Annotated in this window: 22 protein-coding genes; 5 read left to right on the forward strand and 17 right to left on the reverse strand. The window is 65.4% G+C overall.

What is annotated here, in order from left to right; translation table 11 throughout:
* The first annotated feature begins 31 nt into the window (after positions 1-31).
* Positions 32-658, forward strand: coding sequence for a precorrin-8X methylmutase (locus CH295_RS21990; protein ID WP_037189293.1), 627 nt, complete (start codon positions 32-34; stop codon positions 656-658).
* A complete protein-coding gene (cobJ, locus tag CH295_RS21995; RefSeq protein ID WP_094741943.1) occupies positions 655-2,148 on the forward strand; it encodes a precorrin-3B C(17)-methyltransferase in 1,494 nt (497 codons plus the stop codon). The genes CH295_RS21990 and cobJ overlap by 4 nt, the downstream gene beginning before the upstream one ends.
* Here cobJ and CH295_RS22000 read toward each other — a convergent pair.
* From CH295_RS22000 to dprE2, 3 genes are read right to left on the reverse strand one after another with little or no spacing between them, the layout of a single operon-like run.
* Entirely contained in the window at positions 2,124-2,894 is a 771-nt protein-coding gene (locus tag CH295_RS22000) for a cobalt-precorrin-6A reductase (RefSeq protein WP_094741944.1), read from the reverse strand. The two genes, cobJ and CH295_RS22000, sit on opposite strands and share 25 nt — an antisense overlap.
* Complete coding sequence (gene cbiE / locus CH295_RS22005) at positions 2,873-4,129, reverse strand: precorrin-6y C5,15-methyltransferase (decarboxylating) subunit CbiE (RefSeq protein ID WP_252342140.1); 1,257 nt, start codon at positions 4,127-4,129, stop codon at positions 2,873-2,875. The genes CH295_RS22000 and cbiE overlap by 22 nt, the downstream gene beginning before the upstream one ends.
* Entirely contained in the window at positions 4,102-4,860 is a 759-nt protein-coding gene (gene dprE2, locus CH295_RS22010; protein ID WP_094741945.1) for a decaprenylphospho-beta-D-erythro-pentofuranosid-2-ulose 2-reductase, read from the reverse strand. The genes cbiE and dprE2 overlap by 28 nt, the downstream gene beginning before the upstream one ends.
* Before the next feature lie 45 nt (positions 4,861-4,905).
* On the opposite strand from dprE2, the gene CH295_RS22015 reads away from it, so the two are divergent.
* On the forward strand, positions 4,906-5,319 hold the full coding sequence (locus CH295_RS22015) for a TIGR03618 family F420-dependent PPOX class oxidoreductase (protein ID WP_037189297.1): 414 nt from the start codon (positions 4,906-4,908) through the stop codon (positions 5,317-5,319).
* Positions 5,320-5,340: 21 nt separating this feature from the next.
* Here the strand turns inward: CH295_RS22015 and CH295_RS22020 are convergent, their stop codons facing one another.
* Positions 5,341-5,919 (reverse strand): nucleotidyltransferase family protein, encoded by a 579-nt coding sequence (locus CH295_RS22020; RefSeq protein WP_037189298.1) that lies wholly within the window; start codon positions 5,917-5,919, stop codon positions 5,341-5,343.
* Positions 5,916-7,058 (reverse strand): M24 family metallopeptidase, encoded by a 1,143-nt coding sequence (locus CH295_RS22025; RefSeq protein WP_094741946.1) that lies wholly within the window; start codon positions 7,056-7,058, stop codon positions 5,916-5,918. The genes CH295_RS22020 and CH295_RS22025 overlap by 4 nt, the downstream gene beginning before the upstream one ends.
* Before the next feature lie 27 nt (positions 7,059-7,085).
* Here CH295_RS22025 and CH295_RS22030 point away from each other — a divergent pair, with 27 nt between their 5' ends.
* Positions 7,086-8,063: a 5'-3' exonuclease gene (locus CH295_RS22030; protein ID WP_094742176.1), complete on the forward strand. Its 978-nt coding sequence runs from the start codon at positions 7,086-7,088 to the stop codon at positions 8,061-8,063.
* A 19-nt stretch (positions 8,064-8,082) separates the two neighbouring features.
* Here CH295_RS22030 and CH295_RS22035 read toward each other — a convergent pair whose 3' ends face one another.
* The 7 genes from CH295_RS22035 to pafA all read right to left on the reverse strand — a co-directional run bounded on the left by CH295_RS22035 (position 8,083) and on the right by pafA (position 16,727).
* A complete protein-coding gene (locus CH295_RS22035) occupies positions 8,083-8,991 on the reverse strand; it encodes a DUF4333 domain-containing protein (RefSeq protein WP_094741947.1) in 909 nt (302 codons plus the stop codon).
* 94 nt (positions 8,992-9,085) lie between these two features.
* Positions 9,086-11,860 (reverse strand): DEAD/DEAH box helicase, encoded by a 2,775-nt coding sequence (locus CH295_RS22040; RefSeq protein WP_052047487.1) that lies wholly within the window; start codon positions 11,858-11,860, stop codon positions 9,086-9,088.
* A 27-nt stretch (positions 11,861-11,887) separates the two neighbouring features.
* Complete coding sequence (gene tatC / locus CH295_RS22045) at positions 11,888-12,859, reverse strand: twin-arginine translocase subunit TatC (RefSeq protein WP_037189300.1); 972 nt, start codon at positions 12,857-12,859, stop codon at positions 11,888-11,890.
* A 110-nt stretch (positions 12,860-12,969) separates the two neighbouring features.
* Positions 12,970-13,236: a Sec-independent protein translocase subunit TatA gene (gene tatA, locus CH295_RS22050; RefSeq protein WP_037189301.1), complete on the reverse strand. Its 267-nt coding sequence runs from the start codon at positions 13,234-13,236 to the stop codon at positions 12,970-12,972.
* An 86-nt stretch (positions 13,237-13,322) separates the two neighbouring features.
* Positions 13,323-14,318 (reverse strand): helix-turn-helix transcriptional regulator, encoded by a 996-nt coding sequence (locus CH295_RS22055; protein WP_094741948.1) that lies wholly within the window; start codon positions 14,316-14,318, stop codon positions 13,323-13,325.
* A complete protein-coding gene (locus CH295_RS22060; RefSeq protein ID WP_094741949.1) occupies positions 14,315-15,307 on the reverse strand; it encodes a helix-turn-helix transcriptional regulator in 993 nt (330 codons plus the stop codon). The genes CH295_RS22055 and CH295_RS22060 overlap by 4 nt, the downstream gene beginning before the upstream one ends.
* 61 nt (positions 15,308-15,368) lie before the next feature.
* Positions 15,369-16,727, reverse strand: coding sequence for a Pup--protein ligase (gene pafA / locus CH295_RS22065; RefSeq protein WP_170944814.1), 1,359 nt, complete (start codon positions 16,725-16,727; stop codon positions 15,369-15,371).
* A 98-nt stretch (positions 16,728-16,825) separates the two neighbouring features.
* Here pafA and CH295_RS22070 point away from each other — a divergent pair, with 98 nt between their 5' ends.
* Complete coding sequence (locus tag CH295_RS22070) at positions 16,826-18,295, forward strand: bifunctional phosphatase PAP2/diacylglycerol kinase family protein (RefSeq protein WP_037190002.1); 1,470 nt, start codon at positions 16,826-16,828, stop codon at positions 18,293-18,295.
* Positions 18,296-18,328: 33 nt separating this feature from the next.
* Here the strand turns inward: CH295_RS22070 and prcA are convergent, their stop codons facing one another.
* The 5 genes from prcA to arc form a co-directional block, all read right to left on the reverse strand.
* On the reverse strand, positions 18,329-19,102 hold the full coding sequence (gene prcA / locus CH295_RS22075; RefSeq protein WP_094634402.1) for a proteasome subunit alpha: 774 nt from the start codon (positions 19,100-19,102) through the stop codon (positions 18,329-18,331).
* Complete coding sequence (gene prcB / locus CH295_RS22080) at positions 19,099-20,040, reverse strand: proteasome subunit beta (RefSeq protein ID WP_037189305.1); 942 nt, start codon at positions 20,038-20,040, stop codon at positions 19,099-19,101. Before prcB ends, prcA begins: the two co-directional genes overlap by 4 nt.
* A complete protein-coding gene (locus CH295_RS22085; RefSeq protein ID WP_008716348.1) occupies positions 20,037-20,231 on the reverse strand; it encodes a ubiquitin-like protein Pup in 195 nt (64 codons plus the stop codon). Before CH295_RS22085 ends, prcB begins: the two co-directional genes overlap by 4 nt.
* Positions 20,232-20,425: 194 nt before the next feature.
* Complete coding sequence (gene dop, locus CH295_RS22090; protein WP_037189306.1) at positions 20,426-21,925, reverse strand: depupylase/deamidase Dop; 1,500 nt, start codon at positions 21,923-21,925, stop codon at positions 20,426-20,428.
* 80 nt (positions 21,926-22,005) lie between these two features.
* Positions 22,006-23,769, reverse strand: coding sequence for a proteasome ATPase (arc, locus tag CH295_RS22095; RefSeq protein ID WP_037190008.1), 1,764 nt, complete (start codon positions 23,767-23,769; stop codon positions 22,006-22,008).
* Positions 23,770-23,788: the final 19 nt, after the last annotated feature.

Here is a 23,788-nt window from a genome sequence, read left to right on the forward strand (position 1 = left end):
TGAGGGGTCCCTCTCCCCTATCGTGAAACGCATGCACGACTACGTCCGCGACGGCGCGGAGATCTACCGACAATCGTTCGCGACCATCCGAGCCGAAGCAGATCTGTCTCGATTCGCACCGGACGTTGCACAGGTCGTCGTGCGCATGATTCACGCGGTCGGAGAGATCGATCTGACCGAGACCATCGGGTACACCCCAGCAGTCGTGACCTCCGCTCGCGCGGCACTGAACGCGGGCGCGCCGATTCTGTGCGACGCCAACATGGTCGCCGCAGGCATCACTCGTCGCCGACTGCCCGCCGACAACGAGGTGCTGTGCACGCTGTCCGATCCTCGGGTACCGGATTTGGCGAAAAGGATGGGCACCACGAGAACCGCTGCGGCGCTGGAGTTGTGGGGCGACAAGCTCGACGGTGCCGTCGTCGCTATCGGAAACGCACCGACGGCGCTCTTTCACCTCATGGAAATGCTGGCTGCCGGAGCGCCGAAGCCTGCGGCCATCGTCGGCGGCCCGGTCGGTTTCATCGGAGCAGCGGAGTCCAAGGAAGATCTGATCGCTGCCGACCTCGGCGTGGAGTACCTGGTCGTTCGAGGCAGACGTGGTGGCAGCCCCATCACCGTCGCCGCGGTCAATGCCATTGCGAGCGAACAAGAATGACCGGCACCGGAAAACTGTGGGGAGTCGGCGTCGGTCCCGGCGATCCGGAATTGTTGACCGTCAAGGCCGCTCGCGTGATCGCCGAGGCCGATGTGGTTGCTTTCCACAGTGCACAGCACGGTCGCAGCATCTCCCGCGGACTGGCGGCCGGGTACATGCGGGACGGGCAGATCGAGGAACATCTCGTCTATCCGGTGACCACAGAGGCCACGGCGCATCCCGGCGGATATCAGGGTGCGATCGACGAGTTCTACGAATCCGCTGCCGCACGGCTGGCAACCCATCTGGACGCCGGACGCTCCGTAGTACTTCTCGCCGAGGGCGATCCGCTGTTCTACAGCTCCTACATGCACATGCACAAACGGTTGGCCGACCGCTTCGAGGTCGAGGTCGTGCCCGGCGTGACGTCTGTCAGCGCGGCCTCGGCCGCGCTGGCAACTCCGCTCGTGGAGCGAGACGAAGTGTTCACCGTGCTTCCCGGCACACTGCCCGCAGACGAACTCACGCGTCGACTGCGCGGCACCGACGCGGCCGTCATCATGAAACTGGGCCGGACCTACCCGACGGTGCTCGAGGCACTCGAGCGTTCCGGCCGCCTCGACGAGGCGCGCTACGTGGAACGCGCCAGCACGCCCCAGCAGCGAATACTCGACGCCGCCGATGCCGACAACGTGCCGTACTTCTCGATGATCGTCGTGCCGAGCCCGTCCAACCGAGCCGAAACACCCATCGGCACCGGAGAAGTGGTCGTCGTCGGCCTCGGCCCCGGCGACTACGCATGGACGACCGACGAGGTGCGCGCCGAACTCGCCGCCGCCACCGATCTGGTCGGCTATGTCACCTACATCGATCGGGTACCGCGGAGGCCCGGGCAGATTCGGCACGCCAGTGACAACAAGGTCGAGTCCGAACGAGCGGCGTTCGCACTCGATCTCGCCAAGCAGGGCCGACGCGTAGCGGTGGTCTCCTCGGGCGATCCGGGTGTGTTCGCGATGGCCACCGCCGTGATCGAAGTGGCAGCCGAGCAGCAGTGGAACTCGGTACCGGTGCGGGTGGTGCCCGGAATGACGGCCGCCAACGCCGTCGCCAGTCGAGTGGGTGCACCACTGGGTCACGACTACGCGGTCGTCTCCCTCTCCGACCGCCTCAAGCCCTGGGACGTCGTCGCAGCGCGGCTCTCGGCTGTCGCCGGAGCCGACATGGCGATCGCGATCTACAACCCGGCGTCCAAGTCACGGACCTGGCAGGTTGCGGCAATGAAAGAGCTTCTGCTCGAGCACCGTTCGCCGCACACCCCCGTGGTCATCGGACGCGCAGTGGGCAGCCCGCAGGAATCCGTTCGTACCGTGACGCTCGGCGAACTCGACCCGGAGTCGATCGACATGCGGTGCCTGCTCATCATCGGATCGTCGATGACGACGGTGGTGGAGACGGGAAGCGGGCCGAAGGTGTTCACCTCCAGGCGCTACCCATCAGCAGGCAGCGCATAGCGATTCGTCAACCAGTCCACGGCCGCGGCGACCGCGTGCACGGTCGGTGCCGCAGTAGGTGATGCTGGACGGTCGACCATCAGCACCGGGATCGAGGCTGCACGTGCCGCATCGAGTTTGGCTCGCGTCATGTCGCCGCCGCTGTTCTTGGTGATCAACAGGTCGATTCGGTTGTCTGCGAGCATCATCGACTCGTGGTGGACGTCGAAGGGCCCACGGCTCAGTTGCAGTGACATGTGCGGCGGCACCGGACCGGTCGGAGGGTCGATCGCCCTGACCAGAAACCACGAGTGATCGACACTCGCGAAATGGTGAACACCCTGCCTTCCTGTCGTGAGGAACACCCGGCTGCCGGGGGTGATCGCCGACGCCGCGTCGGGCAACGAGGCAACCGAGGTCCATCGATCACCCTCCCCCGCGGTCCACGGTGGCCGCGTCAGCACCAGGAGCGCGACCGACGCTGCCCGAGTGGCCTGTTCGGCGTGCGCTGCGATGGTGGAGGCGAACGGGTGTGTCGCGTCCACCACCACGTCGATCGTGTTGTCTCGCAGCCACACTGCAAGGGCATCCGGACCCCCGAAGCCGCCGATTCGCGTCGGCCCGACGGGCAGTATCGGCTCGGCGACCCGGCCGGCCAGCGAGGTGATCGTCTCGATCCCCTGCACCGTGCCCAGAGCGGCCGCGAGTGCCCGCGACTCCGTCGTACCACCGAGAATCAGGACTTTCACCGTTTGGTCGCACTCCATTGTGTGACCGGCAGCTGCGGTCTCCACGTCGTGAACGCGCCCAGCGGTTCACCACGATAGATCTGGAACCTGCGGAGCTCTCCGCCGTACTTCGCGGCAGCGGTCAGCAACAACGAATCCGATTCGGCGGTCACCGAATTGGCTACCACTCGTCCGCCGGTGCGCACCGCGGCCCAACACGCTTCGAGCATGTCGGCGCCGGTCAACCCACCACCGATGAACACCGCATCCGGTGCCGGGTCTGCGTCCGCGACCACCGCGAAACTCTCCGGGGCACCGCCGTGCACCACGAGGCTCGGAACTCCCAGATGCAGTGCATTGGTCTCGATCTGCTCACGGCGCGCCTGCGAACTCTCGAACGTCACTGCACGACAGGATTCGTCGGTCCGCATCCATTCGATGGCAATTGTTCCCGATCCGCCCCCGATGTCCCACAACAGCTCTCCGGGCCCTGGCGCCAACGCGCTGAGTGTCAGTGCTCGAACTTCCCGCTTGGTCATCTGACCGTCCCCGGTGTACGCGGAATCGGCCAGGCCGGGAATGCGGGTGTGGCGGGCAGCGTCGGGATCTCGGACGCACAGCAGTGCAACGACATTGAGTGGGTCGACGCTCTCGAACGTCGACTCTCGCGCAATCCCGCCGACGATGCGCTCGGCCGGTCCGCCGAGCTGTTCGAGGACCGTCATCTCGCTCGCTCCGAAACCGTTGGCGGACAGCACCACCGCGATCTCACCCGGCGTGCTGCTGCCCCGGCTCAACACCAGTATCCGACGACCGTCGGCCAATTCGGGCAACACCGTCTCGGCCGGACTGTTCACCAGTGACACCGTCGTGGTGTGGTGGAGCGCCCAGCCCAACCGGGCACACGCCAACGACACCGAGGACGGGGCCGGATGCACCCTCAAGCGCTCGGCACCGAACTCCCGCGCCAGCGTCACTCCGATGCCATGGAACATCGGATCCCCGCTGGCCAGCACGCACACGCGAGAACCTGCGCAGGCGTCGATCATCGGCCGCAGATTCGGCACCAACGGACTGGGCCATGTCCTGGTCTCGGTGCAGTGCTCCCGTACCCCCGCGACCTGGCGAGCGGAGCCGAACACCACATCTGCTTGCTCGACGGCCGTGCGGGAACCGAGAGACAGTCCGTCCCAACCGTCCGCTCCGATTCCCACGACCACGATCGGAGCGGGCTCGGGTGCCACCATCAGCGCGGCATTCTGCGCCAGAGCCATTGCGGCAGTAGACGCATGGCGAAGAACACCGGTCGCAGAGTCCCAGGTATCCACACGCTGGCCCGACGCTTGCGCAGCGCCGCGACGACGCTTTCGGCGACCTGATCCGGCGTACTCGACATGGGTGCCGGTGTCATCCCCTCGGTCATGGAACCGATGACGAATCCGGGACGTGCGAGCAGGAGATGCACCCCGCTGCCGTGCAGTGAGTCACTCAGTCCGCTGGCGAACCCGTCGAGACCGGCCTTCGCGGATCCGTACACGTAGTTGGCGCGTCGCACTCGAACGCCCGCGACCGACGAGAACACGACCAGGTCGCCACTCCCCTGTGCTCGCAGCAGTTTCGAGGCGTGTGTCAGCACCGAAACCTGAGCCAGGAAGTCGGTGGTGATGACGTCGAGAGCGTGCTGCGCGTCGTCCTCGGCACGCGCTTGATCCCCGAGGATCCCGAACGCCAGCACCACGATCCCGATAGGACCGTGTCGCTCGGCAACCCGGCCGAGAAGCTCGGCGTGAGTGTCCATCGCGTTCGCGTCGAACTCGACGGTGTGGACGGCGTCCGCGCCCGCCTGCTGCACTCGTCGTTGCTGGGCATCGAGGTCGGTGCTGCGCCGAGCGGCCAGTACGACGGTGCGCCCCGACGCGAGTCGGGTAGCGACCTCGAGTCCGATCTCGCTGCGACCGCCCAACAGCAACAGCGTTCCGGCCGCGGGTTCTCCTCGTCTGCTCACGCCGACCAGTCTTGCCGATGAAATCGTATTCACTACAGTCGGGGCATGGCCGCAATCCCCGCAGACGCGACTGCCCTCGCCGACGACGCATTCGAATTCCTTGCCGAGCGGCACCTGGCCACTCTGACGACACTGCGACCCGACGGAACTCCGCACGTCGTCGCCGTCGGCTTCACCTACGATGCCGAATCCCGATGTGCTCGGGTCATCACCAACGACGTGTCGCAGAAGGCGATCAACGCCGGTCGCGGCGCCTACGCCGCGGTCACTCAGATCGACGGCGCCCGCTGGCTGACGTTGGAGGGGCCCGCGTCGGTGCGAAACGACCGTGAATCGGTCGTCGATGCGGAGAACCGCTATGCGCAGCGCTACCGCGTACCCAGGGAGAACCCCACCCGGGTCGTCATCGAGATACAGGTGCAGCGCGTGCTGGGTAGCCGTTCGCTGCTGAATCGCTGACGAGAGCCACCTCCTCGACCCTCACGCCCAGGGTAGGACGGTCAGGTTCGGCCATTCGGTGATCCACCGAGCAGCCTTCGCCTCGTACACGTGCTGCATCGGTAACCGCGGGTTCGGCCGCACGATTCCCGCGAAGAGATCGTCGAATCCGTGCGGTGCGTACACGACGTCCGTTCCGCCCTCGTCGGTGGTGATGCCGAAGCAGCACGTGGTGGAGACGAAATGATCGATCGCATCCTCGGTACTTCGGTACGGCGCGATCGCAGAGCCGAAATGCTGCTCGTACCACAGGTGTACGCGCGCCTCGTTGCGTACTTCGACGTCCACACCGAGGTCGGCGAACACCGAGGCCGCGGACTCGATCACCTCGTTCTCCGCTTCGTAGGACAGATCGGAGTCGTCGAAGTAGAAAAAGTCGTAGTCCCGGATACCCGCACGAAGATCCCGACCGGCCAGGTGATTCCACACCGTCTGGAAGAGGCCACCCGCCGTCAGATACCACCCGGGCAGCCCGAGCTGCGGTGCGCGTCGAAGAATCTCGCCGACAGCGGGATTGGATCGAACGATCGAGACGAAGTCGGTCTCGTCCGGTGGCGTCACACCGGCAGGACGGCCAGACCGTGCGGCCTGAGGTTGACCGACTCGCACCCGTCTGCGGTGACCACGACGATGTCCTCGATGCGTGCACCCCACCGTCCGCGGAAGTAGATTCCCGGCTCGATGCTGAACGCCATCCCTTCGGTCAGCGTGATGTCGTTACCCGCAACGATGTACGGCTCCTCGTGTACCGACAGGCCGATTCCGTGACCGGTGCGGTGGAGGAACGCCTCCCCCAGACCGGCGTCGACCAGGACGTCGCGGGCGGCCGCATCGATGGACTGCGCCGTGACACCGGGCACCACCGCATCGACAGCTGCCTGCTGGGCCCGCTCCAGTACCGCGTACTGCTCGGCGATCTCCGCCTGCGGCTCGCCGAGACTGTAGGTCCGGGTCGAGTCGGAGTTGTATCCCGGTGCGACGGGTCCCCCGATGTCGATCACCACGATGTCGCCCGCCTCGACGACTCGATCGGATACCTCGTGATGCGGATCGGCACCGTGAGGCCCGGATCCGACGATGATGAATTCCGGTGCTGTGTGGCCTTCTTCGACGATCGCGGCCGCGATGTCCGACGCGATCTGAGCTTCCGTGCGGCCTACTCGAAGCCATTCACCCATCCGGGCGTGCACGCGGTCGATGGCGTGACCGGCGCGCCGCAACGCGTCGATCTCGGCTGCATCCTTGACCATACGAAGTTCGCGCAGCACGTCCGTGGCCAGTACAGGGACCGTGCCGAAGACACCGGCCAGCGGCACGAAATGCAGGGCGGGCATTGCGTCGGCGACGGCTGTTCTCGTTCCGCCGGGAACAGCGGCCGACACCAGTGCGTACGGATCCACACCGTCGACCCAGTCGACGAGCGTCAGAGACAGCTCTTGAGCCGCGGAATCACCCAGCGCGGCGAGCTCGAGCCGCGGAACGACGACCGTGGGGGTGCTGCCGTCCGCCGGAACCACCAGAGCGATGAGACGCTCGAACGAGCTGGCCTTCGAGCCGATCAGGTACCGCAGATCCGGACCCGGCGTGATCAACAGGGCATCCAAGCCCGCTTCCGACGTCAGGCGAGCCGCGCGGGCGAGCCTGGACGCATAGACATCGCTGGAGAAACGTGAGGAACTGACCGAAGAATCGACACTCATACCTTCAGGCTAATGCCGTACGGCAAGATGAGCGCCATGACCGCCCCCGGAAAGTCTCCGTTGCTGCTCCTCGACGGTGCGAGCCTGTGGTTCAGGGCTTACTACGCACTGCCCGAGTCGATTACGGCCCCAGACGGGCGACCCGTCAATGCCGTTCGCGGCTTCCTCGACATGATCTCGGCGTTGATCGCGCGCACCGAACCCAGCCGACTGGCCGTGTGTCTCGATCTGGACTGGCGGCCACAGTTCCGCGTCGATCTCGTGCCGTCCTACAAGGCGCACCGTGTGGCCGAGGCTGCCCCGGAGGTCGCCGAGAGCGAAGAAGTTCCGGAAACGCTGACACCGCAGGTGGACATGATCATGGATGTGCTCGCCGCATTGGGGATCGCGACCGCGGGCGCAGACGGTCTCGAAGCCGACGACGTGCTGGGGACCCTGGCCGCGCGCGAGCGTCAGGACCCCGTGGTCGTGGTCAGTGGAGACAGAGACCTGCTTCAGGTTGCCGCCGACGAGCCGAACGAGGTGCGCGTTCTGTACGTGGGACGTGGGCTGGCCAAAGCCGAATTGTTCGATCCCGCACTGGTTTCCGAGCGCTACGGGGTGCCGCTTCATCGAGCGGGTGCGGCGTACGCGGAACTCGCCTTGCTGCGCGGCGATGCCTCCGACGGCCTGCCCGGCGTCAAAGGTATCGGGGAGAAGACGGCATCGAGCCTGATGATGACCTACGAATCCGTCGCTGCGTTGCGCGCTGCGGCACTCGACCCGTCGTCGGACATGGCCAAGGGCATCCGAGCGAAGCTGGCCAATGCCGGCGACTACCTGGACGCGGCGCTGCCCGTCGTCCGGGTTGTCACCGACGCCGATGTGGTCCTGTCGAAGTCCGACGAGATTCCGGCCGAGCCCGCCGATCTCGACGCGCTGAACACGCTCGCAGAGACCCTCGGTATCGAGAACGCCGTGGCCCGCCTCGTCGCTGCGATGGCGGCCACGGCGTCGACGACCTGACCGAGTGACCGAAACGGGTCTACTTGGGTAGAGAGACCTCGTAGTTGGCGTCGTCGTCGAGGAAGGTCAACGTCACCGTCTTGAAAGCACCGTCGACCGTCAGGGTGCAATCGACACTGGTCCGGGCCTTGACCTCGATGTCCTGGGGACAGGACACACCGGAGACGTCGGACGCACCGTAGGACTCGGTGACGACCGTGCGAATGCCCTCCTCTGCCGCCGCAGTATCGAGGGTGGTCGTGCGTCCGAACGCGAAGAACGACACCACAGCGATCACCGCGATCACCGCGACCACGGCACCAGCGATGATCAGGGGCGTCTTCGACTTGGCCCCGGGCTGCCCGGGCCCCTGCTGATTCGGATATTGCGGGTTGGGATTCCAAGGCTGCTGTGGTTGCTGACCGTATTGCCCTGGCCCGTATTGCCCACTACCGAATTGCTGTGGTGCGTAGGGGTTCTGGTATGCCGCATTGCCCGATGCAGGCGCGCCGGCACCGGGATAGGGTGCGCCGTACTGCTGACCGGCGGGGTACTGCGCGGTGGGGTTCTGTCCCTGGGGATAGCCGCCCTGCGCGTTCGGGGCCTGGGGGTACTGCCCCTGCGGATAGCCGGCGGGTGGGTATTGGCCTTGGGGGTATTGGCCCTGAGGGTATTGCCCTTGGGGGTACTGCCCCTGAGGGTATTGGCCCTGAGGGTACTGGCCGCCGGGCTGCTGTGGGCTCTGCCCGTACGCCGTCTGGCCGGGTTCGCCGTAGGGCGCGGCCGGCGGCTGTCCGTACTGACCCCACGCCGAAGGCGTCGGAGTCTGTGACTCGGCCGAAGAACCACCAGGCTGCGTCTCCGGCGTGTCTTTCGCGGCGCCGTCCTGCTGATCGGGCTTGCGCGACCAGCTGTTGTCCGGATCGTTCGGACCGTATGGGCCGCTCATCTCGCCTCCACTGAAAATTCGGATTCGTCGGGGGTACAGTAACCCGCCCGTACGACTCGCCGCTGTACCGACCCGGCAGTCGGATTCGGTCCCGTCATGCGGCATCGACCGCGACCACGCCGCGGCGGAGAGCTGCGATCGCCCGCGCCGCAGTTCGCGACAGTTCCGGCTCCGGGGCAGCGAGCCGAACCTGATCCAACAGGTCGATCACCTGCCGACACCAACGCACGAAGTCTCCACCCGAGAGTGCTTTGCCGTTGTCACCCGCTGTGACGAGAGCATCGACCAACGAATGGTTCGACGCCCACTTGTAGATCGCCTTCACGAAGCCCATGTCGGGTTCTCTCGTCGGGGGAAGCTTGTGCCGAACTTCGTCGGACCGCAGCTCGTGCCACACCCGCACGGTCTCGGTCAGCGCGTGTCGAATCGGACCCGTCGGACCGTGCGGAGTGATGTCACCCTCCGACCTGGACTCGTAGACCACAGCCGAGACCACGGCCGCCAGCTCCGCCGGAGAAAGGCCCTGCCACAGGCCGCCGCGCAAGCACTCGGCGACCAGCAGATCGGACTCGGAATAGATCCGACTCAGCCGCGCGCCGTCGTCGGTCACCTTCGGATCCTTGCCTGCCGTCACGTAGCCGCGGTCGGCGAGCAAGGCCAGGATGCGGTCGAAGGTCCGGGCGAGGGAGTTCGTCGTCGCCGATACCTTCTGCCGCATCGTTTCGGTCTCTCGCGCCAACCGGTTGTATCGCTCACCGGTGCGGCCGAGCTCGTCGCGGTCGGGGCGCGCGTGCACCGGATGCGATCGGATGGCTCGTCGAAGGGTGGCCAGTTCCTTGTCGTCCGCTGCGGTCGATTTGCGTCGGATGCGGTCCGACGGCTGCGAGATTCCGCGCGTCACCAGGGCGGTTGCGAGGTCTCGCCTGGTCTTCGCCGTGCGATGGTCGACAAAACGGGGCAGCCGCATGGTGCCCAGAGGTGTGGCAGGAGAAGGGAAGTCCGCTGCCGAGAGTCGGCCGGCCCACTTGTCCTCGGTCAGTACGAGCGGACGCGGATCGGCTCGGTCGTCATCGGGCTCGAGAACCACGGCAAGGCCGCTGCGGCGACCGGTCGGCACCGAGATCACATCGCCGCGGCGCAGTGCGCGCAGCGAATCGACTGCCTTGTCTCGCCGATCGGATCTGTTCTGGCGTTCGAGGGTCTTCTCGCGGTCCTTCAGTCGTTCGCGCAGCCGCGCATACTCGAAGTACTCCCCGTCGGGGCCGCCGAGGCGTGCACCGAGCGCCTCCAGCGTCTGCATGTTCTTCTCGATACCGCGAACCATCCCGACGACGGAGCGGTCGGCCTGGAACTGTGCGAACGACCTTTCGAGCAACAGACGTGAATCGGCTGCACCGAACTGCTCGATCAGGTTGATCGACATGTTGTACGCCGGCGCGAACGAACTGCGCAGCGGGAACGTACGGGTCGACGCCAGACCCGCGACCTCGGTCGGCTCCGTGCCCGGCTGCCACAGCACGACGGCATGTCCTTCGACATCGATGCCGCGGCGTCCGGCCCGGCCGGTCAGCTGGGTGTACTCCCCCGGCGTCAACTCGGCGTGTGTCTCACCGTTGAACTTGACCAGCTTCTCGAGCACGACGGTTCGGGCAGGCATGTTGATCCCGAGAGCCAACGTCTCGGTGGCGAACACCGCCCGGACCAGGCCCTTGACGAACAACTCCTCGACGGTGTGCCGGAAGACCGGCAACATCCCGGCGTGATGGGCGGCGAATCCGCGCTCGAGTGCGTCGCGCCACTCCCAGAAACCCAGAACCTCCAGGTCCTCGCGCGGCAGCTCCGAGGTGTGCTTCTCGACGATGTACCGAATCTCCTCCGCCTGCTCGGGCGTGGTCAGCACCAGCCGCGAACGCATGCACTGGGTCAGAGCGCCGTCGCACCCGGCGCGGCTGAAGATGAAGGTGATCGCAGGGAGCAGACCCTCTTCGTCGAGCTTGGCTATCACATCGGGACGGGCCAGCGGGCGGTTGTTCGCGCCACTGCCATGGCCGCCACCTCGACCGCCGCCGCCTGACCGACCGCCGCGGCCTCTGCTGTGTGGAGCGTGCCAGCGGTCCATCGAGTCGAGGGACTGACGCTGTTTGACGTGCCGGACGAGTTCCCGATCGACGACGATCTTCTGGCTGCCGTCGGCAGACTGGGCTCGCGTGTCGAACAGATCGAACAATCGGCGGCCCACCATGATGTGCTGCGAGAGGGGCACCGGGCGGTTCTCGTCCACCACGACGGAGGTGTCACCGCGAACCGTGCTCATCCAGGCACCGAACTCCTCGGCGTTGCTCACCGTTGCCGACAGGCTGACCAGTCGAACGTCGTCGGACAGGTGCAGGATGACCTCTTCCCACACCGCGCCTCGGAAACGGTCGGCCAGGTAGTGCACCTCGTCCATGACGACGTGCGAGAGGCCCCGCAACGCGTCCGATGATGCGTAGAGCATGTTGCGCAGCACTTCGGTCGTCATGATGACGATGGGGGCATCGGGGTTGATCGACGAGTCTCCGGTCAGCAGCCCGACCGTGTCGCGCCCGTACCGCGCGGTCAGCTCGGCGAACTTCTGGTTGCTCAGCGCCTTGATCGGGGTGGTGTAGAAGCACTTACGTCCCGCGGCGAGCGCCAGGTGCACCGCGAACTCGCCGATGACGGTCTTGCCGGCACCGGTGGGGGCACAGACCAGAACGCCGTGGCCGTTCTCCAGAGCAGTACATGCATCGACCTGGAACCGATCGAGCGGGAAACCGAGTTCGGCCGAGAAGCGTTGCAGCTGAGTAGGTTTCGGACTCAGCTGGACGTCCGCCGTAGTCTCCGTCATGCGCTGGTCCCAACGAAGCGGCCGGAATCAGATGGTGTCGTCGTACTGTGACTGGGTGCGGGTCGCAGCACCGAATCCGCTGGGCGGCGGTGTCGGAGCGACAGCGTGTGGGGACTCGATCGTACTTGCGCCTTCGATACGTGTTGCTTCGTCATCTGACACATCACCCCATTCGTCTCTTCTCTTGCGCAACTTACGCTTGTCGTGAATCCGCGCAATCTGCACTGCCATCTCGAAGAGAACCGTCAACGCCAAGGCCAAGGCCAGCATCGAGAACGGGTCCTGCCCCGGAGTTGCGATGGCCGCGAAGACGAACAGCCCGAAGATGAGACCTCGACGCCATGCCTTGAGTCGCTCGTAGGTGAGTACGCCGACAAAATTCAGGGCGACGACCAGCAACGGAATCTCGAAACTGACGCCGAAGATGATGAGGAGGTTGATCAGGAATCCGAAGTACTGATCGCCGCTCAGGGCAGTGATCTGCACGTTGTCACCGATGGAGAGCAGGAAGTGCAGGCCTTTGGCGACCACGAAGTAGGCCAGGACGGCTCCGGCGACGAACAGCGCTGCCGCTGCGGAGACGAACGACACCGCGTGTCGACGTTCGTTGGCGTACAGGCCGGGAGTGATGAAGGCCCAGATCTGATACAGCCAGATGGGGCAGGCCAGCACGACACCGGCGGTGAACGCGACCTTGAATCGCAACAGGAACTGATCGAACGGTCCGGTCGCCAACAGACGACATTGGTCGTCGTTGCTCAGATTCGCGCGAAGGCTGGGATCGAGCGTGCAGTAGGGACCCCGTAGGAGGTCGCCGAGGCTCTCGACGCCGAAGATGGTGTGCGAGTACCAGAAGAACCCGAAAGCAGTCGTCACTGCAACTGCTACCAACGACCACAGGAGCCGGGTTCGCAGCTCGTACAGGTGATCGACCAACGACATGGTGCCGTCGGGATTGACTCGGCGCTTGCTACGCCGCGGATCGAACGGAATGCGCATGGTGTTCTACGGTCAGCCTTCTTCGGTCGGACGGCGGCGGAGGGCCGTCACCGACAGCAGTGAACCTTCGGTGCCACTTGGCACCGAAGGTGTGCTGAGCGGCCGTGCGCTCAGGCAGACTTGGCGTCGTGCTGGGTCTCGCTGTTCGGCTGCACGACGGGCGCAGGCGAGGGCAGCTGTGCGGGAGCGGTCGGCTGCTGTGCCGTCGCAGTGTCGGCGTCCGACTTGCCGTCGTTCTGCATCTCCTTCACCTCGCTCTTGAAGATGCGCAACGACCGGCCGAGTCCGCGAGCAGCCTCGGGCAGCTTCTTGGAACCGAACAGAATGATGACGACCACCGCAACGATGGCCCAGTGCCAGGGACTGGTGAATCCCATGCGAACCTCCTACAGATCAGATGAATCGAGCGTACCCGACCGCGGGTACCGCCTCCGGCAGCGGCGGCCGCGGGTTTGCCCCGCGTTCATGTGGCGACGGTGCCGTCCGCGCCGGTGGCGTCGAGCTCGGCGTACGCATCCAGGGCCGAACGCGCTCGGTCGCGGACGGAGTTCACCAAGGATTCAGGTGCCAGTACCGTGACGCCGCCGCCGAAGCCCAACGTCAACCGAGTCATCCACTGCAGCGTCGCGAACCGCATCGTGACCACTATCGACCCGTCCGCATCCGCAGCGACCTGTGTCATCGGGTAGTAGTCCAGGATCCAGGTGAAGGTAGGCGACACCTTCAGCCGCGCCTGCGACAGCGAGGGATCGTCGTTGAAGATCTCGAAGGCGTCCTCGTCCTGCACCGATTCCGGCGGCGCGGCCGGTTCGTCGAGCTCGGTGGCCGAGTCGATGCGGTCGAACCGGAACAGTCGAACTCCCTCGGCGCTTCGGCACCACGCCTGCACGTAGCTGTGGTCGTCGACGACCACCGTCCTGATCGGGTCGACGGTTCGCTCGGTGACGACATCCCGCGACGCGGAGTAGTAGGTCAGTTCCAACGCGTGCCGGTGACGCAGGGCAGATCGGACGGTACTCGAGACCGGCCCCTCCTCTGCACCTGCTCCGTCGTGATCGGACGAAAGTGGCACGTTGGCCGCCGCCGAGCCTGCTGCGGTCTCGATCTTCGCGATCGCTCGCTGAGCGGCGGACGGGTCGACCATGCCGGGCATCGACGTCAGAGATCGAAGCGCAACCAACAGAGCCGTCGCCTCGGTCGACGTCAGGCGTAGCGGTCGATCGATCCCGGCCGAGAACGTCACGTCGATGCTCTCCTCGGAGAACGACAGATCGATCAGATCACCCGGGCCGTAGCCGGGTAGACCGCACATCCAGAGCTGATTGAGATCGGCCATCAGCGTCGCCGTCGACACCCCCAGCTCCCGCGCGGCCTCCTCGGCGCTCAACCCGGGATTCGCCATGAAGAACGGCACCATGTTGAGCAACCTGGCCAGCCGAACCGACAGTCGCGCGCTCATCGCTCGTTCTCCACGTCGGCCGCTGTCTGCAGGGTCGAGATCACGTCTGCGCGCAGCTCGGCGGGTTCGAGTACCACCGCATCCGCTCCGTGACCTGCGATCAACCGCGAGATCCAATCCCAGGACCGCACGGGCACCTCGACGACAGTGCCGCTGCGGGTACCGAGGCTCTGCACGCCGACCACCGTTCCCATCCTGCGCAATTCCAGCGCCCTTCCGTCGTGCAGCCATACCAGGGCCGTGCCCGATACCGAGGACGTACCCGCGACTCGACGGACGATGTCCTGCAGATCGACGCCGTCGGGCCTGCGGACGCTCTGCGGGGTGCCGAACGACTTGACCTCGTCGCCGATTCGGGAGAGGCGAAACGTGCGGGTGTCGTTGCGGTCCACGTCGTGTCCCACCAGATACCAGCGACCGCGAAACGTCACGACACCCCAGGGCTGGACGGTTCTGGTGGTGAACGGCTCGGTCAACGACGGGCGGTGTTGGAACCGCACCGACTTGCCGTCGTCGATCGCGGCCAGCAAGGCACCCAGCGCAGGTTCGGAGCCGCGAGTGCGTGCGGGAACCGCGGTCACCGACGCGGCGGACTCGTTCTGGTCGACCTGAATTCCCGCGGCTCGGAGTTTGAGCAACGCACTCTGTGCCGCGGAGGTGAGTTCGGGCGACTCCCACAGCTTGACGGCGACCGCGACGGCGGCCGATTCCTCGCTGGTGAGGTCGATGTCGGGCAGTTCGTAGGCATCGCGGTTGATGCGATAGCCCTCGACGCCACCGAATCTGGTGGCGGTACCGGTCTCCAACGGGACACCGAGGTCACGCAGTTCGTTCTTGTCCCGCTCGAACATCCTGCTGAACGCTTCGTGGCTGGTGGAGTCGTCGTATCCGGCAACGCTCTCGCGGATCCACTCCGCGGTGAGGAACTGACGTGTCGACAGCAGACAGATGACCAGATTCATCAGGCGTTCGACTTTGGTGGTGGCCACGACAGTCGAGCCTAGTTGCTCGTGGGTGGCCGCAGCGGTAACGACCCGACTGCGTCGGGCACTACATCGACGCGATCAGCCTCTCCACTCGCTCGTCGACCGAGCGGAACGGATCCTTGCAGAGCACGGTTCGCTGAGCCTGATCGTTGAGCTTGAGGTGCACCCAGTCGACCGTGAAGTCGCGACCTGCCTCCTGGGCGGCCGTGATGAATTCTCCGCGCAGCTTGGCTCGGGTGGTCTGGGGCGGCAGGTCCACGGCCTCGTCGATCTGTTCGTCCTCGGTGACGCGCTTGGCCAACCCTTTGCGCTGCAACAGGTCGAACACTCCCCGGCCGCGCTTGATGTCGTGGTAAGCCAGGTCCAACTGAGCGATCTTGGGATCGGACAGCTCCATCGAGTACCGGTCTTGGTAACGCTGGAACAGTTTGCGCTTGATGACCCAGTCGATCTCGGTGTCCACCTTCGCGAAATCCTGGGTCTCGATGGCGTCGAGCGTTCGTCCCCACAGGTCGACGACCTGTTCCACCTGAGTGTTCGGCTCGCGCGTCTTGAGGTGCTCGACGGCTCGTGCGTAGTACTCGCGCTGAATGTCGAGGGCGCTGGCCTGTCGTCCCCCGGCCAGTCGAACGGGACGCCGTCCGGTGAGATCGTGACTGACCTCGCGGATGGCGCGAATCGGATTGTCCAATGCGAAATCTCGGAAGGACACACCCGCCTCAATCATTTCGAGAACGAGGGCTGCCGTTCCGACCTTGAGCATCGTCGACGTCTCGGCCATGTTCGAGTCGCCCACGATGACGTGCAGGCGGCGGTACTTCTCGGCGTCGGCGTGCGGTTCGTCGCGAGTGTTGATGATCGGCCGGGAACGAGTGGTTGCCGAGGAGACGCCTTCCCAGATGTGCTCGGCGCGCTGCGACAGGCAGAACGTCGCAGCCTTCGGCGTCTGGAGTACCTTGCCTGCGCCACAGATCAACTGGCGCGTGACCAGGAACGGCAGCAGCACGTCCGAGATTCGGGAGAACTCACCGGCACGCTGGACGAGGAAGTTCTCGTGGCAGCCGTAGGAGTTTCCCGCCGAGTCGGTGTTGTTCTTGAACAGATAGATATCGCCCCCGATGCCCTCTTCTGCCAGGCGCTGCTCGGCGTCTATGAGCAGGTCTTCCAAGACCCGCTCGCCGGCGCGGTCATGGGTGACCAACTGCAACAGACTGTCGCACTCGGCGGTGGCGTACTCGGGGTGCGAGCCCACGTCGAGGTACAGGCGGGCACCGTTGCGAAGGAACACATTCGAGCTGCGACCCCACGAGACGACTCGGCGAAACAGATAGCGAGCCACTTCGTCCGGACTCAGCCGTCGATGTCCGTGGAAAGTACATGTGACACCGAACTCTGTCTCGATGCCCATAATTCGTCGCTGCACACTTCGACACTACAACGCAACCCTCGAAACGATGTGTCGGAGCGCCCCGATGTCGTCCGTCCGTGAGGATGCCGTCGCACGTGCCTAGGCTGGGCGTCATGACTTCCACGCGCACCTCGATCTCGACGACCGTTCATGCGTGGGATCTGTCCCTGGTCGCTCGAAGTGCCGCCCTGCGGCAGAGCAGAGCTGACGGCGGCCTGCGCGCACTGAGTAACGCCGCCGACCACGGTCGTCTGTGGCTCGGCGCGGCCGCACTTCTCGTGGCTGCAGGTGGCCCGGCCCGACGCGGCGGCGTTCGGGGTCTCGTGGCGCTGGCGGGTGCGAGCTCGGTGGCGAACGGGCTGCTCAAACCGCTGTTCCCGCGGACTCGTCCCGATTCCGAATCGGTTCCCGTCCTGCGCCAGGTCCTGGCTCCGCCGGTGTCGTCGTCGTTTCCCTCCGGGCATTCGGCGTCGGCGGCTGCGTTCGTCACGGCGGTGGCGATCGAATCCCCGGTGGCGGGCGCGCTGCTGGCACCAGTCGCGGCCGCGGTGTGTTATTCCCGGGTCCACGTCGGGGTGCATTGGCCGACGGACGTCATCGCCGGTGCCGCTCTCGGCTCGGCCATCGCATTGTCCACCCGTCGCTGGTGGGCCGTGCGGTCGGAAAAGCCCGCCGATCTGGGCTCCCCGGCCGAGGTCGAGCCACTGCATGGCGGCCGGGGGCTGCTGGTGCTGGTCAATCCGGGTTCGGGCGACGATTCGGAAGCGGTGCCCGATGCGATCCGTCGAGCACTTCCCGACGCCGATCTGTTCGTGCCCGATCCCGATCAGGACTTCAACGAGCAACTGGAGCAGCGGATTCGAAGCACGTCTCCGCGCGCCCTCGGTGTCTGCGGTGGCGACGGCACGGTGGTCAGTGTTGCCGCATCGGCGGTACGGAACGGCTTGCCGCTCGCAGCATTTCCGGGTGGCACCCTCAACCACTTCGCTCGCGACACCGGGCTGACCGTCGTGGAGGACACTGCTGCTGCCGTCGAAGCGGGCACCGCCGAACTGGTGGACATCGCCGAGGTGTCCGTCGACGGCCGCAGCGTGTCGTTCGTCAACACCGCCACATTCGGTGGCTACCCCGACTCGGTGCGGCTGCGTCAGAAGCTGCAGCGCCGAATCGGCAAATGGCCGGCCGCCGCGATCGCGATGACGAGGGTGCTGGCTGCTGCCGAACCGCTGAACATCCGGCTCGACGGCACCAGGCACTCGGTCTGGATGCTGTTCGTCGGTAACGGCAACTACGTACCGACAGACCAAGTCCCCATGTCTCGCAGCAGCATTCACACCGGAACGCTCGATGTTCGGTTTCTGCCGTCGGAGCCGAAGGCATCCAGGACCAGACTGCTGTGTGCAACGTTGACCGGTACCCTCGGCTCGTCGCCCGCCTACGTCCGTCGAGCGGTGAAGAAGCTGACCGTCGAGGTGGAGGGTGCCGCCGTCGCGCTCGCGGCCGACGGCGAAGTGGTGGGCGACGGAACGTCGTTCGAGTTCACCAGTGACAAGAACGGCCTCGCGCTCTACCGGAAGCGGTAGCGCACGAGGCCGTACGAGTGTGGGGACCGACCGTCAGGAAGGCGGTGCACCCTCGGTGTCGGGTACCGTCTCGACCGCCGCAGTCGGCGTCGGCAACATGTCCTCCAACGCAGCTCCGGCGATGCGTCTGAACGCTCGTCGCGGCCGCCCCTGGTCCAGCACCGCAACCTCGAGCGCCGACACCTCGAGAACCTTCTTCTCCGGCTCGCCGCCCGCCGCAGGCGGTGTCGCCGGACCTGCCGTGAGTGCGTCGACGGCGACACGAACCGCGTCGGCGAGATCGAGCCCGGAGCGGTACGTGTCCTTCAGTGCAGCCACGATCGGCTCGGTCGTCCCGCCCATGACGACGAAATCCTGCTCGTCGACGATGGATCCGTCGTAGGTGATGCGGTAGAGCTGCGTCGCGATCGGCTCGTCCTGATGCGACACCTCCGCGACACAGATCTCGACCTCGTACGGTTTGAGCTGCTCGGTGAAGATCGTGCCGAGTGCCTGCGCATACGTCTTGGCGAGCGAACGGCCGGTCACGTCACGCCGATCGTAGGTGTATCCCTTGATGTCGGCGTGCTGAATACCGGCCTTGCGCAGGTTCTCGAACTCGTTGTACTTGCCCACGGCCGCGAAGCCGATCCGGTCGTAGAGTTCGCTCACCTTGTGCAACGCTGTCGAACGGTTCTCGGCCACGAACAGCACCCCGTCCGCGTACGTCAGCACGATGACGCTGCGGCCGCGGCCGATTCCCTTGCGCGCCAACTCCGAACGATCGCGCATGATCTGTTCGGCAGATGCGTAGTACGGCATCGTCATGGTGCGCTACCCCCTTCGCTCACTTGTTGGCCGGCCCGGGTGTGATGCTCGGCGCCGCCGGAATGCGCTGCACTCTCGGTTCGCTCCGCGAGGACGGACCGAGCTGCAGCCGAAATTCGCTCGTGCGCAACATCGTCCGCCCCGACGCTGGTGATGGCGACGGCCGTCGGGTAGATCCCGCGGGTGACGTCGGGACCACCGGTGGCCGAATCGTCGTCGGCGGCGTCGTACAGCGATTCCACCGCCGCACGTATCGCCTCCTCCTCGGTCATTCCGGGGCGATAGAGCTTCTTGAGCGCGGACTTGGCGAACAGCGATCCCGATCCCACCGCGTGGTAGCCCGAACGCTCCTCGTATCGCCCACCGACCACGTCGTAGGACACGATCCGTCCGGCTCGATCCGGATCCGAGATGTCGATGTCGAATCCGACCAGCAACGGGACGGCGGCGAGCCCCTGCATCGCGGCACCGAGGTTGCTTCGCACCATCGACGACAGCTTGTTGGCCTTGCCGTTGAACGTGAGCGGCACGCCTTCGATCTTCTCGTAGTGCTCGAGTTCGACAGCGAAGAGCCGTACCAGTTCGATCGCGATGCCTGCCGTCCCGGCGATGCCCGCAGCGGAGTAGTCGTCGGTGACGTAGACCTTCTGCATGTCGCGATTGGCGATCAGATTGCCTTGCGTGGCACGCCGATCACCGGCGATCAGAACTCCGCCCGCGTAGGTCAGTGCGACGATCGTCGTCCCGTGCGGAGCGATGCCGGACTTGTCCGAGCCGCCGTTCGCGGTGTGAGACGCCAGATCCGCTGCGATACCGCTCTCGGGCAACAGATGAGGGGCGTGCTGACGCAGGTAATCGGAGAACGACGAGCTGCTGGACCCGAAGGGGATCGCCGTGCCGTCGCCGACCGACCGCGGGTCCGAACGATCCACCGTCACTGGCCGCCCTTCTGAACGTAGGCGCGGACGAAGTCCTCGGCGTTTTCCTCGAGCACGTCGTCGATCTCGTCGAGAAGGTCGTCGGTCTCCTCGGCCAGCTTCTCGCGTCGTTCCTGACCACCGGCTCCGGTGTCGCCGGGAACCTCATCGTCGTCGCCGCCGCCCGAGCGCCGTGTCTGCTCCTGTGCCATAGTCGCCGACCTCCTCCGTATATCGAGAAAACAGATCTACTGCACTCTCACCGGTCGATTCCAGGTGCACCGTCGTGGATGTGCAAGTGCAACCGAACGTTCCGCCGAAAGTGCACGGACCTTTACCCTACCGACAGACCGACTCCGCCGGTTGGCAAGACACCGCGAATAGTCGGCACCGGTTCTCGGGTGCGTCAGTTGGTGAGCTGATCGACGAGTTCTGCGGCGCTGTCGACCGACTCGAGCAGTGCCCCGACGTGCGCTTTGGTGCCTCTGAGCGGCTCGAGGGTCGGGATGCGAACGAGGGAGTCGCCGCCGAGATCGAAGATGACCGAGTCCCAGCTCGCTGCAGCGATATCGGCCCCGAACTTGCGTAGGCACTCGCCGCGGAAGTACGCCCTCGTATCGTCCGGCGGGGTGCCGACGGCATCGAGCACCTGCTGCTCGGTGACCAGTCGATCCATCGACCCACGAGCAACCAGCCGGTTGTAGAGTCCTTTGTCCAGCCGCACATCGGAGTACTGCAGGTCGACCAGATGCAGCCGCGGAGCCGACCACCCGAGCCCCTCCCGCTGGCGGAACCCTTCGAGCAGGCGCAGTTTCGCCGGCCAGTCCAGCAGATGTGCGCACTCCATCGGATCTCGTTCGAGAAGGTCGAGAACCATGGCCCACTTGTCGAGCACGTCCAGTGCGCGCGCATCGTCGCTGCCCTCGGCAGCCACGAATTTCGCAACGCGCTGGTGGTAGATCCGCTGCAGCGCAAGACCCGTCAGTTCGCGACCGTCGGCGAGAGCGACGGCCTTGCGCAGCGTCGGATCGTGGCTGATCTGATGGACTGCGGTCACCGGCCTGGCCAGCTGCAGATCGGACAGGTCGACCCCCGCTTCGATGAGGTCGAGCACGAGCGCTGTGGTGCCGACCTTGAGGTAGGTCGACATCTCGGCGAGATTCGCGTCGCCGATGATGCAGTGCAGGCGGCGGTACTTGTCCGCATCCGCGTGCGGTTCGTCGCGCGTGTTGATGATGCCGCGCTTGAGGGTGGTCTCCAGGCCCACCTCCACCTCGATGTAGTCCGCCCGCTGCGAGAGCTGGAAGCCCGCTTCGTCACCGGACTGGCCGATTCCGACACGTCCCGACCCGGTGATGACCTGCCGCGAGGCGAAGAACGGCGACAGACCGGCGACGACGGCCGAGAACGGTGTCTCGCGCGACATCAGGTAGTTCTCGTGGGTGCCGTACGACGCACCCTTACCGTCGACGTTGTTCTTGTACAGCTGAAGGCGCGGTGCTCCCGGGACGCTCGACGCATGGCGGGCGGCAGCTTCCATCACGCGCTCGCCGGCTTTGTCCCAGATCACTGCATCCAGCGGGTCGCGTACCTCCGGAGCCGAGTACTCGGGGTGAGCGTGATCGACGTACAGGCGAGCACCGTTGGTGAGAATCATGTTGGCTGCGCCGATCTCGTCGGCGTCGATCACCGGGGCGGGGCCGCTGAAGCGTCCGAGGTCGAAGCCGCGAGCGTCACGCAGAGGCGACTCGACCTCGTAATCCCAGCGCGTGCGCTTGGCCCGCGGTACCCCTGCAGCGGCCGCGTAGGCCAACACTGCCTGGGTCGACGTCAGGATCGGATTGGCGGTGGGCTCGGTGGGCGAAGAAATGCCGTACTCGACCTCGATACCGATGATGCGCTGCATGAGTCGAGCCTAGACGGCACCTGGACGCAGATCGGGGCGCGCCCTGTGCGGACGCGCCCCGATACTGCTCTGTGCAGGATCTACAGGTACTGGCCGGTGTTGGCCTCGGTGTCGATCGCCCGGCTCGCGCTGGCGTTCTTGCCGGTGACCAGCGTGCGGATGTAGACGATCCGCTCGCCCTTCTTGCCGGAGATTCGAGCCCAGTCGTCCGGGTTCGTGGTGTTCGGCAGGTCTTCGTTCTCGGCGAACTCGTCGACGATGGAGTCGAACAGGTGCTGAATTCGTAGACCGCCGTTGCCGGTTTCCAGTACCGATTTGATGGCGTACTTCTTCGCGCGGTCGACGATGTTCTGGATCATGGCACCGGAGTTGAAGTCCTTGAAGTACAGAACTTCCTTGTCTCCGTTGGCATACGTGACCTCGAGGAAGCGGTTGTCGTCGCTTTCGGCGTACATGCGCTCGACGACGCGGTCGATCATCCCTCGGATGCACGCAGCGCGGTCTCCACCGAACTCTGCAACATCGTCGGCGTTGACCGGCAGCGAATCGGTCAGGTACTTGGAGAAGATGTCCTGTGCCGATTCGGCGTCGGGCCGCTCGATCTTGATCTTGACGTCCAGACGACCGGGCCGCAGGATCGCGGGGTCGATCATGTCCTCACGGTTGGAGGCACCGATCACGATGACGTTCTCGAGCCCCTCCACGCCGTCGATCTCGGCGAGCAGCTGCGGAACGACCGTCGTCTCGACGTCGGACGAGACTCCCGAACCACGGGTGCGGAAGATCGAGTCCATCTCGTCGAAGAACACGATGACCGGGGTGCCCTCGGACGCCTTCTCCCGTGCTCGCTGGAAGATCATGCGGATGTGACGTTCGGTCTCGCCGACGAACTTGTTGAGCAGTTCGGGGCCCTTGATGTTGAGGAAGAACGACTTCGCTTCCTTGGCGTCCTGCCCGCGTGCCTCGGCGATCTTCTTGGCCAACGAATTGGCAACAGCCTTGGCGATCAACGTCTTTCCGCAGCCGGGAGGACCGTAGAGCAGAACACCCTTGGGCGGACGCAGCGAGTATTCGCGAAACAGATCCTTGTGCAGGAACGGGAGTTCCACGGCGTCGCGAATCTGCTCGATCTGTCGACCGAGACCACCGATGTCCTCGTACCCGACGTCCGGCACCTCTTCGAGGACCAAGTCCTCCACCTCGGCCTTGGGGACTCGCTCGAAGGCGTAGCCGGCCTTGGTGTCGACGAGCAGGGAATCGCCCGGGCGCAGTTTGCGGGACGGTTCGTCCGGGTCGACGGGACCCTCGTCGTTGACCATGTCGATCAACGGCTTGGCCAGCCACACGACTCGCTCCTCGTCGGCATGACCGACGACGAGCGCCCTCGATCCGTCACCCAGAAGCTCACGCAGAGTGCTGATCTCGCCGACCTGGTCGAAGGTGCAGGCCTCGACGATGGTCAACGCTTCGTTCAGGCGCACCGTCTGTCCCGGTGCCAGCGAGTCGGCCTCGATGTTGGGTGAGCACGTCAGCCGCATCTTGCGTCCGGAGGTGAACACGTCGACCGTTCCGTCGTCGAAGACGCTCAGCAGAACGCCGTAGCCGCTCGGTGGTTGGCCGAGGCGGTCCACTTCCTCGCGGAGCGCGATGAGCTGTTGCCTGGCCTCTTTCAGGGTGTCCATCAGCTTCGCGTTGCGGAGCGAGAGCGAATCGACGCGACCTTCGAGTTCGCGTACCTGCTCGGGGGACTCCCCCAGTTGACGGCGCAGTGAAGCAGCTTCGGCTCGCACGGCGTCCAGTTCGGCTCTGGCCGCGGCCACATCCGGATTGTCTGTTGAGCTCATGAGCGACTCCTCCCAGTGA

Source organism: Rhodococcus sp. 14-2483-1-2 (genome assembly GCF_002259405.1).
GTDB lineage: Bacteria > Actinomycetota > Actinomycetes > Mycobacteriales > Mycobacteriaceae > Rhodococcoides.

Excerpts from the sequence above, each read along its gene's own strand:
- CH295_RS21990 (WP_037189293.1), top strand. The coding sequence starts at position 32 with ATGCACGACTACGTCCGCGACGGCGCGGAGATCTACCGACAATCGTTC.
- cobJ (WP_094741943.1), top strand. The coding sequence starts at position 655 with ATGACCGGCACCGGAAAACTGTGGGGAGTCGGCGTCGGTCCCGGCGAT.
- CH295_RS22000 (WP_094741944.1), bottom strand. The coding sequence starts at position 2,894 with ATGGAGTGCGACCAAACGGTGAAAGTCCTGATTCTCGGTGGTACGACG.
- cbiE (WP_252342140.1), bottom strand. The coding sequence starts at position 4,129 with ATGGCTCTGGCGCAGAATGCCGCGCTGATGGTGGCACCCGAGCCCGCT.
- CH295_RS22015 (WP_037189297.1), top strand. The coding sequence starts at position 4,906 with ATGGCCGCAATCCCCGCAGACGCGACTGCCCTCGCCGACGACGCATTC.
- CH295_RS22025 (WP_094741946.1), bottom strand. The coding sequence starts at position 7,058 with ATGAGTGTCGATTCTTCGGTCAGTTCCTCACGTTTCTCCAGCGATGTC.
- CH295_RS22030 (WP_094742176.1), top strand. The coding sequence starts at position 7,086 with ATGAGCGCCATGACCGCCCCCGGAAAGTCTCCGTTGCTGCTCCTCGAC.
- CH295_RS22035 (WP_094741947.1), bottom strand. The coding sequence starts at position 8,991 with ATGAGCGGCCCATACGGTCCGAACGATCCGGACAACAGCTGGTCGCGC.
- CH295_RS22040 (WP_052047487.1), bottom strand. The coding sequence starts at position 11,860 with ATGACGGAGACTACGGCGGACGTCCAGCTGAGTCCGAAACCTACTCAG.
- tatC (WP_037189300.1), bottom strand. The coding sequence starts at position 12,859 with ATGCGCATTCCGTTCGATCCGCGGCGTAGCAAGCGCCGAGTCAATCCC.
- tatA (WP_037189301.1), bottom strand. The coding sequence starts at position 13,236 with ATGGGATTCACCAGTCCCTGGCACTGGGCCATCGTTGCGGTGGTCGTC.
- CH295_RS22055 (WP_094741948.1), bottom strand. The coding sequence starts at position 14,318 with ATGAGCGCGCGACTGTCGGTTCGGCTGGCCAGGTTGCTCAACATGGTG.
- CH295_RS22070 (WP_037190002.1), top strand. The coding sequence starts at position 16,826 with ATGACTTCCACGCGCACCTCGATCTCGACGACCGTTCATGCGTGGGAT.
- prcA (WP_094634402.1), bottom strand. The coding sequence starts at position 19,102 with ATGACGATGCCGTACTACGCATCTGCCGAACAGATCATGCGCGATCGT.
- CH295_RS22085 (WP_008716348.1), bottom strand. The coding sequence starts at position 20,231 with ATGGCACAGGAGCAGACACGGCGCTCGGGCGGCGGCGACGACGATGAG.
- dop (WP_037189306.1), bottom strand. The coding sequence starts at position 21,925 with ATGCAGCGCATCATCGGTATCGAGGTCGAGTACGGCATTTCTTCGCCC.
- arc (WP_037190008.1), bottom strand. The coding sequence starts at position 23,769 with ATGAGCTCAACAGACAATCCGGATGTGGCCGCGGCCAGAGCCGAACTG.